Annotated in this window: 15 protein-coding genes and 1 pseudogene; 4 read left to right on the top strand and 12 right to left on the bottom strand. The window is 72.4% G+C overall.

Annotated elements, in window-relative coordinates:
• Positions 1-9 precede the first annotated feature (9 nt).
• From DLJ58_RS29200 to DLJ58_RS29180, 5 genes are all read right to left on the bottom strand, one after another.
• Entirely contained in the window at positions 10-360 is a 351-nt protein-coding gene (locus DLJ58_RS29200) for a DUF2203 domain-containing protein (protein ID WP_036412622.1), read from the bottom strand.
• Between the two features lie 46 nt (positions 361-406).
• Complete coding sequence (gene proC / locus DLJ58_RS29195; protein WP_124861122.1) at positions 407-1225, bottom strand: pyrroline-5-carboxylate reductase; 819 nt, start codon at positions 1223-1225, stop codon at positions 407-409.
• Between the two features lie 72 nt (positions 1226-1297).
• The gene (locus tag DLJ58_RS29190) at positions 1298-2326 is read right to left on the bottom strand and encodes a 6-phosphofructokinase (RefSeq protein WP_124861126.1); all 1029 of its coding nucleotides are present in this window, start codon (positions 2324-2326) and stop codon (positions 1298-1300) included.
• 163 nt (positions 2327-2489) lie between these two features.
• On the bottom strand, positions 2490-2993 hold the full coding sequence (locus tag DLJ58_RS29185) for a pyridoxamine 5'-phosphate oxidase family protein (protein ID WP_124861120.1): 504 nt from the start codon (positions 2991-2993) through the stop codon (positions 2490-2492).
• Between the two features lie 78 nt (positions 2994-3071).
• Positions 3072-3569: a polyadenylate-specific 3'-exoribonuclease AS gene (locus DLJ58_RS29180; protein WP_112582786.1), complete on the bottom strand. Its 498-nt coding sequence runs from the start codon at positions 3567-3569 to the stop codon at positions 3072-3074.
• Positions 3570-3837: 268 nt separating this feature from the next.
• Here DLJ58_RS29180 and DLJ58_RS29175 point away from each other — a divergent pair, with 268 nt between their 5' ends.
• Positions 3838-4530 carry a Crp/Fnr family transcriptional regulator gene (locus DLJ58_RS29175; RefSeq protein WP_091407574.1) on the top strand — a complete coding sequence of 231 codons (693 nt, stop codon included), beginning with the start codon at positions 3838-3840 and terminating at the stop codon, positions 4528-4530.
• 186 nt (positions 4531-4716) lie between these two features.
• Here DLJ58_RS29175 and DLJ58_RS29170 read toward each other — a convergent pair whose 3' ends face one another.
• Positions 4717-4974, bottom strand: coding sequence for a hypothetical protein (locus tag DLJ58_RS29170; protein WP_084597913.1), 258 nt, complete (start codon positions 4972-4974; stop codon positions 4717-4719).
• Positions 4975-5105: 131 nt separating this feature from the next.
• Between DLJ58_RS29170 and DLJ58_RS29165 the strand changes: the two genes are divergently transcribed.
• Positions 5106-8630 (top strand): AAA family ATPase, encoded by a 3525-nt coding sequence (locus tag DLJ58_RS29165; RefSeq protein WP_341869935.1) that lies wholly within the window; start codon positions 5106-5108, stop codon positions 8628-8630.
• Position 8631: 1 nt separating this feature from the next.
• Here the strand turns inward: DLJ58_RS29165 and DLJ58_RS29160 are convergent, their stop codons facing one another.
• On the bottom strand, positions 8632-9324 hold the full coding sequence (locus DLJ58_RS29160) for a lysophospholipid acyltransferase family protein (protein ID WP_124861116.1): 693 nt from the start codon (positions 9322-9324) through the stop codon (positions 8632-8634).
• Between the two features lie 322 nt (positions 9325-9646).
• Between DLJ58_RS29160 and DLJ58_RS29155 the strand changes: the two genes are divergently transcribed.
• Positions 9647-10498 carry a DUF308 domain-containing protein gene (locus DLJ58_RS29155; RefSeq protein WP_124861114.1) on the top strand — a complete coding sequence of 284 codons (852 nt, stop codon included), beginning with the start codon at positions 9647-9649 and terminating at the stop codon, positions 10496-10498.
• 159 nt (positions 10499-10657) lie between these two features.
• Positions 10658-12154, top strand: coding sequence for an alpha,alpha-trehalose-phosphate synthase (UDP-forming) (locus tag DLJ58_RS29150; RefSeq protein ID WP_244219181.1), 1497 nt, complete (start codon positions 10658-10660; stop codon positions 12152-12154).
• Between the two features lie 19 nt (positions 12155-12173).
• On the opposite strand, the gene DLJ58_RS29145 is transcribed toward DLJ58_RS29150, so the two are convergent.
• From DLJ58_RS29145 to DLJ58_RS29125, 5 genes and pseudogenes are all read right to left on the bottom strand, one after another.
• The gene (locus tag DLJ58_RS29145) at positions 12174-12968 is read right to left on the bottom strand and encodes an alpha/beta hydrolase (RefSeq protein ID WP_124861124.1); all 795 of its coding nucleotides are present in this window, start codon (positions 12966-12968) and stop codon (positions 12174-12176) included.
• Positions 12969-13103: 135 nt separating this feature from the next.
• The gene (locus DLJ58_RS29140; RefSeq protein WP_124861110.1) at positions 13104-14510 is read right to left on the bottom strand and encodes a flavin-containing monooxygenase; all 1407 of its coding nucleotides are present in this window, start codon (positions 14508-14510) and stop codon (positions 13104-13106) included.
• Positions 14511-14627: 117 nt separating this feature from the next.
• On the bottom strand, positions 14628-15320 hold the full coding sequence (locus tag DLJ58_RS29135) for an endonuclease/exonuclease/phosphatase family protein (RefSeq protein WP_124861108.1): 693 nt from the start codon (positions 15318-15320) through the stop codon (positions 14628-14630).
• 11 nt (positions 15321-15331) lie between these two features.
• Complete coding sequence (locus DLJ58_RS29130) at positions 15332-16279, bottom strand: ROK family glucokinase (RefSeq protein ID WP_124861106.1); 948 nt, start codon at positions 16277-16279, stop codon at positions 15332-15334.
• Between the two features lie 76 nt (positions 16280-16355).
• A pseudogene (locus DLJ58_RS29125) lies at positions 16356-16613 on the bottom strand (hypothetical protein); the annotation flags it as partial.

Raw genomic sequence — 16613 nt, 5'->3', positions numbered from 1 at the left:
GCGCGGGGTTCAGAGGGGGCGGCGGCCGGCGAAGCCGCACTCGGCCCGGTGGTACCAGCGCACGTCGGAATCGCCCTCCAGCCAGCACCAGAGCACGGCGCGGCCGGCCCGCTCGCCGGGGAAGTCGAGCAGCACCGGGGCGATGCCCTTGACCTGGATGTCGTGCTGGTGCAGCTCGTCGACGACGGCGTGCAGCCGAGCTTCCAGCGCCTTGACCTCGGCCAACCCGCCGAGCGCGCTCACGCCGTGATCGGCCAGGTCGGCGCGCAACTCGGCCAGGTCGGCCCGGACCCGGATCAACTCGTCGACGCGCGGTTGCAGGGTGGCCACCAGGTGCCGGGCCTGGGCAAGTGTGAACACCGGGCCAGTATGCGGCACGCACGGCCCCGCGACGCGCCCCGACCGCTCAGTCGGCCTGTGCCGCCAGCTCGCGGGCGCGATCCCGGGCGGCCTCCAGCGCGGCGAGCAGCGCCGCCCGTACGCCGTGCTTCTCCAGCTCACGAATCGCGGAGATGGTGGTGCCGGCCGGCGAGGTGACCGCCTCGCGCAGCTTGACCGGGTGCTCGCCGGAGTCGCGCAGCATCACCGCCGACCCGATCGCGGTCTGCACGATCAACTCGTGCGCCACCTGACGGGGCAGCCCGAGCAGGATCCCCGCGTCGATCATGGCTTCGACCAGGAGGTAGAAGTAGGCCGGGCCGGAGCCGGAGAGCGCGGTGACCGCGTCCTGCTGCGACTCGGGCACCCGGATCGTCTGGCCGAGCGGCTTGAACATCTCCTCGGCCAGCGTGAGGTGAGCCCCGGTGGCGTGCGCGCCGGCGGAGATCGCGGTCATCGCCTGGTCGACCAGCGCCGGGGTGTTGGTCATCACCCGCACGACCGGGGTGCCCTCGGGCAACCGGCGGCTGAAGAAGCTGGTGGGCAGGCCGGCGCAGAGTGAGATGACCAGCTTGTCGGCCGGCACCTTGGGGCCGATCTCGTCGAGGAGCGCGGCGGCGTCCTGCGGCTTGACCGAGACCGCGAGCACTGCGGCCTCGTCCACCGCGGTCAGGTTGTCGACCACCCGTACGCCGTACCGGGCGGTCAGCTCCTCGGCGCGAGCGGGTCGGCGGGCGGTGGCCAGCAGCCGGTCCACCGGCCATCCCGAGCGCAGCAGCCCGGAGAGCATCAGCTCACCGATCTTGCCCGCGCCGATCACCGCGACCGTGTGAACTCCGGCTGACATGTCGGCCCGTACCCCCTCGAATTGGGTCGCGGCGCGGCGGACCCGCAGGCCCGCCGCGCCGCCGACGATCGATCAGCTGCCGAAGAAGACCTCGGCCTCGGCGTACCGCTCCAGCGGCACGGTCTTCAGCTCGCGGGTGGCCTCGGCGAGGGGCACCCGGACGATGTCGGTGCTCTGCATCGCGACCATCTTGCCCCAGTCGCCCTCGTTGACGGCGTCGATGGCCTGCAGGCCCAGGCGGGTGGCGAGCACCCGGTCGAAGGCGGTCGGGGTGCCACCGCGCTGGATGTGACCCAGCACCACGGTGCGGGCCTCCTTGCCGGTCTTGGCCTCCAACTGCTCGGCGAGCCACTGGCCGATGCCGCCGAGGCGGACGTGGCCGAACGAGTCGAGCTCCTGGTTGGCGAGGACCATCTGGCCGTCGAGCGGCTGTGCGCCCTCGGCGACCACGACGATCGGGGCGTACTGGTGCTGGAAGCGCTTCTCGACATAGCCGGCCACCTGGTCGACGTCGAACTGACGCTCGGGCAGCAGGATCACGTTGGCGCCGCCGGCCAGGCCGGCGTGCAGGGCGATCCAGCCGGCGTGCCGGCCCATGACCTCGACGACCAGGGTGCGGTGGTGGCTCTCCGCGGTGGTGTGCAGCCGGTCGATGGCCTCCATCGCGATGTTGACCGCGGTGTCGAAGCCGAAGGTGTAGTCGGTGGCGCCGAGGTCGTTGTCGATCGTCTTCGGCACGCCGACGACGTGCACGCCCAGCTCGTAGAGCTTGGTGGCCACGCCGAGGGTGTCCTCGCCGCCGATCGCGATCAGGGCGTCCACGCCCTGGGCGGCGAGGTTGTCCTTGATCCGCTCGACGCCGTTCTCGATCTTGAACGGGTTGGTACGGGACGAGCCGAGGATGGTGCCGCCGCGGGGCAGGATGCCGCGAACGTCGGCGATGTCCAGCGGGCGGGACAGACCCTCGAGCGGGCCCTTCCAGCCGTCCCGGAAGCCCACGAACTCGTGACCGTAAGTGGCGACGCCCTTGCGGACCACCGCCCGGATGACCGCGTTGAGACCGGGGCAGTCGCCGCCGCCGGTGAGCACGCCGATACGCATGATCCGCTCATCCTCCTGGAGCATCAGGTAAAGCCCGATATGCCCCAGGGTATGTGTCAGGTCAGACCATCGGCGCCGTTGCCGGCCCGGGGCGGGCCGTCACTGCGAACTGTAGTCGGCCCGCCAGTACGACGACAGCGCGCCCCGGGCATCCCACCCCCGGTCAGTAGGTCACCTCGTGGTTCTCGCCGCCCGTTGGTGGCCGGCCGGTGACCGCGGCCCTCGCGTAGTCGAGCAGGTTCACCACAGTGCTGTTCGGCGAGTCCCAGTACTCGGCCGAGCTGGCGTGCACCTTGATCAGCGTGAGACCGGAGGTGTTCAGCCCGTCGGGGAACCACGCCTTGAGCAGCGGGTTCCACAGCTGCTCGGCCCGGGCCCGGTCGAACCCCTCGGTGGCGGTGCCGGAGATCGACACCCACGCGTTGTGCTTCTGGTCGGAAAAGGCGACGTTGACCTCCGGGTTCACCCGGATCTGGCGGACCTTGGCCGAGTCGGCGTAGGCGAAGAACCACAGCTCGCCGTCGAACTCGGCCTCCTGCAGCCCCATCGGTCGACTCACCTGCCGCCCGTCCAGAGCAGTCGTGGTGAGCATGCAGATCCGCGCGGCCCGGGCCAGGCCGGTGACCCGGGCGCGTGCCTCCGCGGCGCTGCTCGGCTGGTCGCTCATGGCAATCTCCCTCGGCTCGGCTGGTCGAACCGTTGCCCGGGACAGAACCGGTCAAACCTACGGCGGAGGGGCCACCACTCAACGGGCGGTCATCGCCCGCCAGCGGGCCAGATTGTGCCGGGCATCGACCAGGGCGTCGTGCCGGGCCGCGTCCGCGTCCGGCAGGGGCGGCCGGCCCCGGTCGTCCCAGAGCTGCCGCAGCTCCTTGGTGTAGCGGGGAATCTCCCGGGGCAGCGCCGGCATCGCACCCCAGAGCTGGGCGAGCACCACGTGGTCGTACGCGGCGAACCAGGCCCACAGCTCCAGCTGCTCCCCCGGCCGATCCCGGATCGGCTCCACCAGGAAGTCGTACAGGTCGTCGCGGATGCGCTCACGCGAGCGCCACGCCCGGTCCGCCGGAGAGGGCAGCTTGTCGAGCACGTTGCGTCGGACCCAGGGCACGGCGCGGGAGTCGTCGAACTCCGTGGAGACCGCGTAGAACTCGCGGCCGTACTCGTCGACGACACCGATCGAGACGAGGTCGACGGTCGTGCCGTCCTCGATGAACTCGCAGTCGTAGAAGTAGCGGTAGACCATTCCGGGCATCCTCGCCCACCGCCGTACGACCGCGCCCGGCGGGGCCCGTCCGGAGGCCGACCGGCCACGGCGACACCTCGTGAACGGCGCGTCGCAGCTCGTGACGGTCACGGAAGTGCTTCGAGGGGTGTACAGCAAGCGACCGGACCGTCATGATCTGATGTGTACCGCTACCGGACGCCGAATCGGTGTCAGTTCACCTTGTCGGGGCCCATCAGGTTCGCCCGGTGAGCGAGTTGTGGTCCATGACCGGGGGAGGGGTTGGGCCGTGGAGGTTCGCCTGCCGGAGCCGGGTGACGCGCTCACGGGTGTCGAGATGTTCGCCGGGCTGGAGCCCGAGGTGCGGCAGCGTGTCATCGCCGCCGCCGTTCCGCGCACCTACCGCAAGGGCCAACTGCTCTTCGTGGAGAACGACCCGGGCGAGTCCCTGATCGTGCTGCGCCGCGGCGCGGTGGCGGTCTTTCGCACCGCACCCACCGGCGAGCGGGCCGTGCTGTCGGTTATCCGTCCACCGGACGTGCTCGGTGAGGTCTCCCTGCTCGACGCGTCCACCCGGTCCGCCTCGGCGGAGGCCATCGAGGACTGCGCGGCGCTCGCGCTCTCTCGGGGCGCGTTCATGGAGTTGGTGCACTCCAACCCCCGCATCCTGGACGCGGTGATGCGCTCACTGGGCGGGCTGATCCGCCGGCTCACCGAGCAGAACGCCGACCACGTCTTCCTCGACCTGCCCGGTCGGGTGGCCAAGACGCTGGTGCGGTTGGCCGGCGAGAGCCAGGCACCGATGATCACGATCGAGCTCAACCAGAGCCAACTGGCCGAGATGGCCGGTGGTTCCCGGCAGAGCGTCAACCAGGCGATCGGCTCGTTCGCCAGCCGTGGCTGGCTGCGCACCGAGGGCCGCCGGATCGTGGTGACCGACGTGGCCGCGCTGCGCCGCCGCGCCGGCATGGCCGACCGCTGACCGACCGACCTGTCGCCGGCCTCGTCACCGACCTGACCTCCGGTGTGGACGTCCGCCGCCAGTCGCCGACCAGCCCACCCGCAGCCACGGCTGATGCTGGCCGCCACTGGCGACCGGCATCAGCAAACGTGCAGGACAGACGGGTGCGGCCGGTGGACCGATGGCCCGCCGACCGCACCCGGGCGATCAGTTCTCCGTGCTGTCGGCCGGCGGCGCACCCGGCCCCGGCCCGATCTTCTTGGGATCGGTCGGCTTACCAGCCGTGGACGTGCTCGACGAGGTGGTCGTGGTCTCCCCCGACCCGCCCGACTGACCCTCAGGCTCTTCCACCATGCCCTGCTCCTCCAGTTCGGCGAGAGTGACCGCATCGACGTCGATCGTGTCGCCCGGCGCCCACAGCGTGCCACCCGGATCGGTCCACGAGGCGGACAGTCGTACCTGCACGGCACTCTCCCTGACATGAAACTTCCTGGTACGGAACACTAACCCCGACCGATCGATGCCGTTGCCCGTCCGCACGTCGGGTACCCGACTGGGCCGACCAGCCGCGATACTGACCTCTTTCGCCCACGGAGCTGAACATCGACCTCAAGTGTGGACACTGCGCACGCGCGGCCGGGCCGGACGACCGCTTCTGCGGCGGGTGTGGCCAGCCGCTCGGGGTCAACTGTGCGCACTGCGGGCACGCCAACAGCACCGAGGTCAACTTCTGCACGAGCTGCGGTCAACCGCTGCGGGACCACGCCGCCGCGGTGCAGGAGGACCGGCGTCAGGTCAGCGTGCTCTTCGTCGACATCGTGGACTTCACCAGCTACGCGGAGCGGGCCGACCCGGAGCAGGCCCGCAGTCTGCAGCAGACCTACTTCGCCACGGTGCGCCGCATCGTGCACCAGTACGGCGGGGTGGTCGAGAAGTACATCGGCGACGCGGCGATGGCGCTGTTCGGCGCGCCGGTGGCCACCGACAACGACGCGTTGCGGTGCGTCCGCGCCGGCCTGGAGCTGCAACGGAACCTGGCCCGCCAGCCCGCCGGGCCGCAGCCGCCGCTGGGCTTCCGGGTCGGCATCGCGACCGGCGAGGCCCTGGTCGACCTCTCCGCCACCCGTGACGGTGGGCAGGCCTTCGTGACCGGAGACGTGGTCAACACGGCCTCCCGCCTACAGGGGTTCGCCCCGCCGGGCGGTGTCGTCGTCGACGAGAGCACCTGGTCGGCCACCCGACACGAGATGGAGTACGCCGACCAGCCACCGGTCACCCTGCGCGGCCGGTCCGCGGTGAGCCGGATCTGGCTGGCCGTCCAGGTGCGACCACACCGGGACCCGCGCGGCGCCGAGCTGACTCCGATGGTGGACCGGGAACACGAGCGCGGCCTGCTGGTCAACGCGCTGCACCGGATGGTGACCGAGCGGACCTCCCAGTTGGTGACGGTGTTCGGCCCGGCCGGTGTGGGCAAGAGCCGGCTGCTGCGGGAGCTGGCCCGGCACGCCGGCAGCATGCCCGGCCCGCCGATCACCTGGCTCGTCGGGCAGTGCCCGCCGTTCGGCGAGAACGTCACCTGGGCCGCACTGTCGGACATCGTGAAGACCTGGGTGGGCGTGCCCGAGGTCGACGACCCGGTCGCGCTGCGCGAGCGGCTGCGGGCCCGGCTGGGGCAACTCGCCGACCCGCACGCGACCCGGTTGGCCGAGGCGCTCGGGCCGCTGATCGGCGTGCCCGGCGAACGGCTCACCCCCGGCGAGACCGAGGCCGCCTGGCGACGGTTCCTGCTCGCCCTGGCGACCGCCGGCCCGACCGTGCTGGTCTTCGAGGACATGCACTGGGCGGACCAGGCGATGCTCGCCTTCGTCGAGCAGTTGGGCGCGTCAGCGCGCGGCGTACCGCTGCTCGTCGTCGCGACCGCCCGGCCGGAGCTGCGGGAACGGCACCCGGCCTGGACCGGCACGATCAGTGGCGCGATGTCCATCTCGGTGCCGCCGATGCACGACACCGACATCGACACGCTCTACTCGCTGCTCCTCGGGCAGGCGACGCTGCCGTCCAGCTCGCGTACCCCGCTGATCGAGTTCGCCGACGGCAACCCGCTCTACGCCCAGGAGTACGCGCGGATGCTGCTGGACGGCGGCCTGCTCGACGCCGTCGGTTCGGCCGCCCGCCCCGACCTCGACGGTGGCGCGGAGATGCCCCGCACCGTGCAGGCGGTCATCGCCAACCGGCTCGACCTGCTGGACCCGGCCGACCGGGCGGTGCTCCAGGCCGCCGCCGTGGTCGGCGTGGTGTTCTGGGCCGCGCCGGTGGCGATGGCGTTGGGCCGGCCGGTGGAGTGGGTGGAGCGTGCGCTGGACCGCCTGCAACGTCGCGACCTGGTGTACGAGCAGAGCACGTCGACGATGCCCGGTCAGTCCGAGTACCGCTTCCGGCACATCCTGGTGCGCGACGTCTGCTACCAGCGGCTGCCCAGGGCCGAACGGGTGCTGCGCCACCAACGCACCGCCGACTGGATGGCACAGCTCACCGACGGCCGGCAGTACGACCTGGCCGAGGTGCTGGCCAACCATCGCTGGGCGGCCCACGAGATCGCCCGGACGGTCGGGCTGGACACCGCCCCCTACGCCCCGTCGGCACGGGCCGCGCTGCACCGGGCGGCCCGCCGCGCGTACGAGCTGCACGCGCTGGACACCGCCGCCGCGCTGGTCGGCCGGGCGCTGGCGATGGACGTCGGGCCGGACCCGGCACTGGAGCTGTTCGACGCCGAGTTGGCGTTCTATCGGGACGGGGACGCCTTCCTGGTGGCGGGGGGCACGGACACCCTCACCCGGCTGGCTGAGCGGCTCACCACGAGCGGCGACCGGACGGGGGCGGCGCGCGCCTGGACGCTGCTCGCCACCGCCGCCTGGAGTCGGGCCGACCGGTCGGCGACCCTGCACTGCCTGGACCAGGCGATCGGCATCTACGGCGACCTACCGGACAGTCAGGAGAAGGCGAGCGCCCTGCTGGAGCTGGCCCGGGTGCACATGCTCAACGCGGAAACCGAGCCGGCGTGCACCGCAGCGCGGGCGGCAGCGTCCCTCGCCGAGCGGCTCCAGCTGCGCGAGGTCCAGGCCAACGCTCGGATCACCCTCGCCGTGGCGCGCTACCTGGCCGGCTCCGCCTCGGCGTTCCCGGAGCTGGCGGAGGTGACCGAGCACTGCCGGGTGGAGCGGCTGACCAGTCGGCGCCGGGCGGTGCAGAACCTGGCCTGGGCGTTGCAGGAGGAGGGCGACCTGGCCGGCTCGGCCCGGTTGGTCGACGAGCAGCTCACCCTCGACCTGGGCGGCGAGCACAGCCTGGCCACCAGCTTCGCCGACCAGTGGGCGCGGTCGTACTACGCGTCCGACTGGACGGCGGCGCTGGCGATGGCGGCGGAGTCGACCCGACGGCCGACCGCCGAGTGGGATCTGCACATCGTGGCGGTCTCGGGTTGGATGCGCGGGCTGGCCGGAGCCGAGCTGGTCGGCCCCGACCGGCCCGAGGAAACTGCGGGGCCGGCCGCGACGGGTGGGGATCTGGTCGAGCAGGCGCTGGTCGCGGCGCGGCGAACCGGTTTCCACCGGGTGCTGCGCTCCACCCTGGCGCACGCCGCTCTCTGCCGGGCGGTGCAGGGCCGCCGTGACGAGGCGATGGCGCTGCTCACCGAGCTGGACGAGGACTGGCAACGGACCCGGATGATTCCGTTCGCGGAGTGGGTGCCGGCTGTCGGGCACGTCGCCGGGGTGCTCGGCGCGGACGCGGCCCGGCTGGTCCGGCAGCTGCTCGACCGGGCGCCCCGGATGACCCCGTGGGCTCACGCGGCCGGTCAGGTAGCCGACGCCACGTTGGCCCGGCACGCCGGGGACGCCTCGACCGCGGCGAGACTGCTGCGCTCGGCGGCGGCGAGCTATGCCCGGATGACCGACGTGACCGACGAGATCATCACGCTGGCGCTGGCCATCGGCCCGCTGGCCGAGACCGACCCACCCGCCGCCGCGGCGACCCGCGCCCGCCTGCACGACTTCGCCACCCGCCACCACGCGCCGGCCCTGCTCCACCTGCCCGGACCGCCGACCGGGCCGGCCCGGCGGTGACTCAGGCGGCCAACGGTGTCGGGACGGGCTGCTTGAGCTTCTGGGCGTAGACGTCCACGTACTCCCGACCGGAGAGCTCCATCAACTCGTACATGATCTCGTCGGTGACCGCGCGCTCGACGAACCGGTCGCCGGCCAGCCCGGCGTAGCGGGAGAAGTCCAGCGGCGCCCCGAACCGGATCTTCACCCGGTCGATCCTGGGGATGAGCTTGCCCGGCGGCTGGATCTCGTCGGCGTTGAGCATCGCCACCGGCACCACCACCGCGCCGCTCTCCAGGGCGAGCCGGGCCACCCCGGTCTTGCCCCGGTAGAGCCGCCCGTCGGGGGACCGGGTGCCCTCGGGGTAGATGCCGGCCACTCCCCCGGCCCGCAGCACCTGCAACTGGGTGTCCAGGGCGGCGCGCGCGGCCCGGCCACCAGAGCGGTCCACCGGAATCGTGCCGGTGCCGACGAAGAACATCTTGGTCAGCCAGCCCTTGATTCCCTTGCCGGTGAAGTACTCGGCCTTGGCGACGAAGGTGACCTTCCGAGCGGTGATCAACGGTGTGAAGATCGAGTCGGAGAAGGAGAGGTGGTTGCTGGCCAGGATCACCGGGCCGGTCGCCGGCACGTTGCGCAGGCCCTCCACCTGCGGGCGGAAGATCAGCTTGAGCAGCGGACCGAGGATGACGTACTTCAGCAGCCAGTAGAGCACCGGCGTCCCTTCCCGTGCTGTGCCCGCGACAGCGCCAGCCGTCGTCGCCGACGAGCCTACGAAGCGAGCGCTCTCACCACAACGGACGACGTCCGGGGGCCGAGGCATCGCCGTCCGCGTTCACCGAGATCGCACTTGTCGCGCAAGAACGGACAAAGGAGCCGCGCCACGACCTGCGGGAGCAGCCGTGACTTTGGAAGACGCGACACAACGCACTCCCGGAACCATGCCCTGACGTGTCACGATTCAGAGCACGGCGTGCGGACGGGCGCCGAAGGGCAGCGGTGGCCGCGCCGGAAGGCGCGTTAAGGGGGATGTCCGGGTGTCAGCGGGTGGGGCCCGCCGGGGACGGCGGGACAACGGGCTCGACGCGAACGAGTACGCCGTCGTCGGCGATGTCGATCCGCGCGTCGGTGAGCACCTGCTCGACGTGCTGGCCGCCGGCGGGATCGCCGCCTACCTCCAGCCCTCCGCCGACCTCAACCCGGTCACCCGCACCACGACCGTGCCGGCCCGCCCGGTCGACCGGCTCTACGTCGACCGCTCGCACCTGACCACCGCCCGGGACTACCTGACCCAGCTCGCCGACGAGACCGCTCCGGAGCAGCCACCGGCTCGCGACGAACCGGACATCGACGCCGAGTGGGCGCGGATCGTGGCGGGCTTCCACACCACCTCCACGCCCGGTGACCACCCGTGGCCGGCCTCGGAGGACGTGGACGAGCGGGACAACCGGGACGGGCCGACGTCCGGGCCGTTGACCCGCTCCGGCACCGACGAACCCGGTCCGACCGCCACCGACGTTCGCCGGCTGCCGTCCGCGACGGACATCTCCGGGATCTCCGTGGGGCGCGGCACCCGACCGGACGAGCCGTCGCTGCTGGACGGGTTGGACACCTTCGGCGCCGACCTGCCCGACGACGAGGACGACGAGGGCTATCACCCGCCGCCACCGCCACCGCTGCCGCGGGTCAGCAAGTACGCGGTGATCGGTGTGCTCGGTGTGGTCGTCGGTTTCGTGCTGTTCCTCTTCCCGTGGCTGCTCCCGATCGACCGATCCGCGGTCACGCTGTTCGGGTTCACCGGTATCCTGGCCGGTTTCGTCACGCTGATCTGGCGGCTGCGTCCCGGCGACGAGGACGAGGACGATCCCGACAACGGCGCCGTCGTCTGAAGGTCGGCCCGCATCCCGGGACAGCAGCGCCCCGCCGGGCGCGTAACAGTGGTGTAACTTACTGTCAGTAGGAATACCGCTGTACGTCACTTCCCCCGCTGACTGACCGGTTTTTCCTTGCTCGCGGCGGTCAGTCCTCTGCTGATCGGAATGCCCGAGATGCGACAGAGTTCTCTCGTGGTGGTGGCCAACCGCCTCCCCATCGACGACAATCAGGCCCCCGACGGGGCCTGCGAGTGGCGGCGCAGCCCGGGCGGGTTGGTCAGCGCGCTGCTCCCGCTCCTACGGCACACCCCGGCGACCTGGGTCGGCTGGGCCGGCGGCACCGGGCCCGCCCCCGCCCTGCCGGACGTGGACGGCGTGCGGATGCACACCGTCGCGCTCAGCTCGGAAGACCTGCGCGACCACTACGAGGGGTTCGCCAACGCCACCCTCTGGCCGCTCTACCACGACTCCGTGGAGCAGCCGCAACACCACCGCCGATGGTGGGAGGCGTACCAGCGGGTCAACCAGCGCTTCGCCGAGGCGACCGCGGAGGTGGCCGAGCCGGGCGGAGTGGTCTGGGTGCAGGACTACCACCTGCAACTGGTCCCCGGCCTGCTGCGCGCGCTCCGCCCCGACCTGCGCATCGGGTTCTTCCTGCACGTGCCGTTCCCGCCGCCGGAGCTGTTCATGCAACTGCCCCGCCGGGCCGAGTTGCTGCGCGGCATGCTCGGCGCCGACCTGGTCGGCTTCCAGCGGGTGCAGGCGGCGCACAACTTCGCCCAGTTGGTGACCAGGGTGCTGGAGCTGCCGGCAACCGACCGGCGGATCGGCATCGACGACCGGGTCGTCCGCATCGGCGCCTTCCCGGTCTCCATCGACACCGCCGAGATGGCCGCGCTCGCCGACCGGCCGGACGTGGCCGCCCGGGCCCACCGACTCCGCCAGGACCTCGGCGATCCCCGGCAGGTCGTCCTCAGCGTGGACCGGATGGACTACACCAAGGGCATCGAGCAGCGCCTCAAGGCGTACAGCGAGTTGCTCGCCAGCGGCGACGTCAAGGTCCGCGACACGGTGCTGGTGCAGGTCGCCATGCCGAGCCGGGAACGCGTCGGCCAGTACCAGATCCTGCGCGAGCGCATCGAACGCGAAGTCGGCCGGATCAACGGCGAGTTCGGCCGGGTCGGTGAGCCGGCGATCCACTACCTCACCCAGCCCTTCGACCGGGCCGAACTGGCCGCGCTCTACCGGGTCGCCGACGTGATGGCGGTGACCCCGCTGCGCGACGGTATGAACCTGGTCGCCAAGGAGTACGTGGCCGCGCGGGTCGACGACACGGGCGCACTGCTGCTCAGCGAGTTCGCCGGCACCGCCGCCGAGCTGTCCCAGGCGTACCTGGTCAACCCGCACGACCTGGAAGGACTGAAGCAGGGCCTGCGGGCGGCGCTGCGGGCCGACCCGGCCGACACCACCCAGCGGATGCGCGCCATGCGCGCCCACCTGCACCAGCACGACATCCGGGCCTGGGCCCGCTCCTACCTACGAGCCCTGGACGAGGGCGGCGCCCTGATCAGTCGCCTGACCAGCACCGACACCGGCTCCGACAGCGCCGCTCGGGTGCCCCGGCCGGCCACCCCGGCCGGCAGCCCGGGCGTCCACCAGGCCGGCGGCTGACCGCCGACGGCCTGGCTGCTCAGCGCGCCACCGGCTCCTTCTCCAGCCAGTCCAGGATCGCGTCGATCGGCTCCGCCCACCGCGCGTCCAGCATCAGGTCGTGGCCCATCCCGGGAAAGAGCAACGGGGCCGACCCGTACCGGCGGGCCACCCGGGTCAACGTCGACGCCGGCACCACCCGGTCGTCCGGGCTGCCCAGCACCAACACCGGGGGCGCTCCCACGGCCGGCTCGGCCTCCGGCTCACCCAGCAACGCCCACTGCGCCCGCCGACCCGCCCGACCGAGGCGTCCGACATACCGCCGGGCCTCCTCGTCGGGCAACTCACGGCTGAACAACTGCCCCCGGTTGAGCCGCAACGGCCCGCCGAACACCGCCGGCAACGTACCCGCGGGGTTGCGGCGCAACGCCGCGCCCAGCACTTTCCAACCGCCGAAGACCGGCGCCACCAGCACCGCGCCCCGCGCCGGGTAGCGGGCCAACGCGTGCGCCACCACCAGGGCCCCGGCGCCGTGCCCCACCAGCACCGCCTGCCGCGGCAGGCTCGCGGCCACCTGGACCACGTCGTGGGCGTACGCCCGCAGCGTCGCCTCCGGTGCCGGCTCGCTGCCACCGTGTCCGCGCAGGCTCACCGCGTACGCCGGGAACCCCCGCGACGCCACGTGACCCAACCAGTGCTCGGCGAACGCCCACGCGCCGTGCCCGAACCCGGGTACGAACAGCAGCGGCGGACGCCCCTCCTCCAGCTCGGGGACCGCGCTGAGCACCTCCCGCCGGGCCGGCCGGACCGGCCGGGACCACTCCCGGCCCCGCATGATCCGCAGCTCGCTACTCGCGCTCACCGTGCCAGCCTTTCGTTCGCGACTGCGGGGCTCGCAAGCTCACTCCTCGCGCTCACCGTGCCAGCCTTTCGTTCGCGACTGCGGGGCTCGCAAGCTCACTCCTCGCGCTCACTTGCCCTCCAGCTCGACCAGGGCGCGTTGGATAGCGCGCAGATAGTCGGCGTGCCCGACCTCGAACCAGTGCCGGCTGCTGTCCTTGACCGGCCCGGAGTACCGCTCCCCCGCCCGTTCCCGCACCCGAGACGCGAACGCCGTGGCCCGCTCCGGACGGTCCCGACGGGCCTGTAGCAGCCGGGCGAAGAGCACCGTCTGCCAGTGCGACAGGGTGAACAGCCCGGAGTCCGGTTGCAGCAGGCCGGCGACGGCCAGGGTCGGATGCCCCGGGGTGAACGCGTTGAGCCACAGCGTGGGCCTGCCCGCGCCCGCGCTGTCGCCGAACACCGACGCGTCGAGGAACTCGAAGCGCGGCAGGTAACCGGTGGCGAAGACGACCACCTCGGGGTCGATCTCGCGGCCGTCGGCCAACTCCACGGCGTACGGGTGGAACCGGGCGACGTCCGGCACCGGGCCGATCCCGCCGTGGCCCACGTAGTAGACGAGCTGACTGTTCGCGATCGGGTGCGTCTCATACACCCGGTGGTCGGGCTTGGGCAGCCCGAAGCGGGTCAGGTCGCCCACGGTCAGCCGCAGCGTCCAGTGGTAGAGCCACTGCCGCACCCGCAGCGGCACCCGCAGCGCCAACAGGCTGTCGTTGACCTGGTCGGCGGGGCGACCGAGCACGTACTTCGGCGCGTACCAGTAGCCCCGGCGGGTGGAGTGCCAGCAGCGCGACGCCTGCTGGGCGGCCTCGACGGCGATGTCGCAGCCGGTGTTGCCGGCGCCGACCACCAGCACCCGCTTGCCGCGCAGCTGCGCCGGGTCCTTGTAGGACGAGGCGTGCATGATCTCGCCGCGGAACTCCTCCAGGCCCTCGTAGCGGGGCAGCTTCGGCGACCAGTTGTGGCCGTTGGCGATCACCACGGCGGCGTACCGGGCGGTGCGCTCGGGGCCGTACCCGCCGGTGGAGCGGGTGGTCACGTCCCACCGGTCCCCCTCGACGGGCTCGACCCGGACCACCTCGGTGCCGAACCAGATGTGCGAACGCAGGTCGAAGTGGTCGGCGTACCGCTCGAAGTAGGACAGCAGCTGACCGTGGTGCGGGTAGTCCGGCCAGGAGTCCGGCATCGGGAAGTCGGGGAACTGGGTGAACGGCTTCGACGAGATCAGGTGGGTGCTGGCGTACACCGGGCTGCGGTCGTGTCGCCAGTTCCAGGCGCCGCCGACGCCCGTCTCCCGCTCGTAGCAGTCCACACCGAACCCGTGCTCACGCAGGTTCTTGATGGCGGTCAGGCCGCTGGCCCCGGCCCCGATGACGCAGACCGTGTCGCCCCGGTCGGAGACCGGGCGGCCGTCGCTGTTCGCCGCGGGCGAGGTCGCCTCCGGGTCGGGCCGGCCGTGGTCGGTGGAGGTGGACACCGGGGACATCTCCTTTTGGTACGGCAGGCGTGCCGGTCGCCGCGAAATCCTCTCCACAACCGGGCCGGATGTCCAGTCCTGAGCCGGACGCGCCGACGGTCGAGCCGGAGTCGGGGGTCAGTCGGTGGCGGGCAGCAGCAGGTCGACCAGGACCGGGAAGTGGTCGCTGGCCCGGCGGGTCTGCGGGGTGTCCACCACGTCGTAGTCGACGACTGTGATCCGCGGGTCGACGAAGAGCGCGTCGATGCGCCGGCGCGGGTCGGCACAGGAGTAGGTGAGCCGTTCGGCCCGGTCGGCCGCCACCGCCGCGTCGGTCAACCCGCGCGACACGGTGGCCCAGGCGGGCCCGTCCGGACCCTCGTTGAGGTCCGCCCCGGCCACCACCGGGCTGGTCGCCGCGTCCAGACCACGCTTGAACTCGGTGGCCTGGGAGGGCCGCTCGGCCGGGTCGGTGGACAGGTGCGAGCCGGCGAGGGTGAACCGGGCGTCACCGACCCGGCAGTCGGCGTACGCGGCGCCGCGCAGGTGCCGGCCGGGGGTCAGCGGAAAGCGCTGGCAGCGGGTGCCCAACACCTGGACCCGCAGGCTGGTCAGGAGCAGGTTGCCCAGAGCGGGAAGCCCACCGGCGGCCACCACCAGACCGAACGACTCGGCCAACGTGGCGGACTTCTGCCGCCACCGGAACCGGCGCGGCCCCTCCTGCACGATCACCACGTCCGGCGTCGCGGCCCGGACCACCGCCGCCAGCGCGGCGGTGTCGTCGCGCTGGCTGTGGATGTTGTACGACACCACGCGCAGCGGCACACCCATCCCGGGCCGCCTCAGATCCGGCGGGCCAGGTCAGCGGCGCCGATCACCCCGGCGCTGTTGCCCAGCTCCGCCGGGAGCACCTCGGCCACCGGCAGGCGACCGCGCTGGGCGAGCGCGTCGAGGTACGAGCGGCGGGTGGGACCGAGCAGCAGGTCACCGGCGTCGATCACGCCGCCGCCGACCACCAGGGTCTGCGGGTCGAGGATCTGCGCCATGTCGGCGAGGCTGGTGCCCAGCCACCGACCGATCTGGGCGAACGCCTCGGCGGAGACCGGGTCGCCACCCTGCGCGGCGGTGGTCACCATCGGGCCGGTGATCGCCTCGGCCTCGCCGCCGGCCAGCTTCAGCAGGGCGGCGGCCCGGTTGGGCTCCTGCCGGGCGCCGGCCCGCGCGAACCGCACCAGGGCGCTGCCGCTGGCGTACTGCTCGATGCAGCCCAGCCGGCCGCAGCCGCACTGGTGCCCGTCCGGCACGGCCAGCATGTGGCCCAGCTCCGCGGCGATGCCGTGCGCGCCGCGCATCAGGTCGCCGCCGAGGACGATGCCGCCACCCACACCGGTGCCGATGGTGAACATGATCATCGAGTCGTCGGCGTCGCGGGCCGCGCCGTAGCGGAACTCGGCCCACGCGGCGACGTTCCCGTCGTTCTCCACGATCACGGGCAGCCCGACGGCCTCGCTGACGTACTCGCGCAGCGGTTCGTCACGCCAGGCCAGGTTGGGAGCGAAGAGCACCGTCGAACGGCTGGCGTCGATCCAACCGGCCGCGCCGATGCCGACGGCCTCGATGGTCCGCCCGGCAGCCAGCTCGCCGACCAACTCGATGATGACGTCGCGGGTCTTGGCCACGTCATCGGCGGGAGTGTCCCGTCGGGTCTGCACGAGGACCGTGCCGGTGTCGTCCACGACACCGCCGGCCACCTTCGTGCCACCGACGTCGACTCCGATGGTCAGCGTCACCGCTACCGCCCCCCTCTGCTGTGCTGTCCGGCCCAGGTTCCGGCCCAGTGCCGGTCCGGGTCGGAAGGTCCCGCGCTCAGGCGCCGTCGCCCGATGCTTCCGCGTCGGCGTCATCGGGCACCCGCGAGGCGGGCACCACGGGACGGGTGGTCGGTGCCGGTACGGTCGCCGTCCCGGCGTCGTCGACGGGTGGTACGGCGGCCGGGGCGAGTGGGTCCGCCGTCCGGGTGGCGACCGACCAGACATCCCGCTCCGGCGCCGGCTGAGAATCATGCCCGGTACGGGTGGCATCGCGCCACACGTGGTCGTCGACGGTAGCGGTGGGCGGGGCCTG

Origin of the sequence: Micromonospora arida, assembly GCF_003857035.1 — a bacterium.
Taxonomy (GTDB): domain Bacteria; phylum Actinomycetota; class Actinomycetes; order Mycobacteriales; family Micromonosporaceae; genus Micromonospora; species Micromonospora arida.
The sequence above is the reverse complement of the archived record's forward strand: the minus strand, read 5'-3'. Positions and strand labels throughout refer to the sequence as shown.

Bases quoted from the DNA above. Each gene is read 5' to 3' on its own strand.
- DLJ58_RS29180 (WP_112582786.1), bottom strand. From the start codon at position 3,569: ATGGTCTACCGCTACTTCTACGACTGCGAGTTCATCGAGGACGGCACG.
- DLJ58_RS29145 (WP_124861124.1), bottom strand. From the start codon at position 12,968: ATGCGGGGCCGGGAGTGGTCCCGGCCGGTCCGGCCGGCCCGGCGGGAG.
- DLJ58_RS29135 (WP_124861108.1), bottom strand. From the start codon at position 15,320: ATGGGTGTGCCGCTGCGCGTGGTGTCGTACAACATCCACAGCCAGCGC.
- DLJ58_RS29185 (WP_124861120.1), bottom strand. From the start codon at position 2,993: ATGAGCGACCAGCCGAGCAGCGCCGCGGAGGCACGCGCCCGGGTCACC.
- DLJ58_RS29150 (WP_244219181.1), top strand. From the start codon at position 10,658: ATGCGACAGAGTTCTCTCGTGGTGGTGGCCAACCGCCTCCCCATCGAC.
- proC (WP_124861122.1), bottom strand. From the start codon at position 1,225: ATGTCAGCCGGAGTTCACACGGTCGCGGTGATCGGCGCGGGCAAGATC.
- DLJ58_RS29190 (WP_124861126.1), bottom strand. From the start codon at position 2,326: ATGCGTATCGGCGTGCTCACCGGCGGCGGCGACTGCCCCGGTCTCAAC.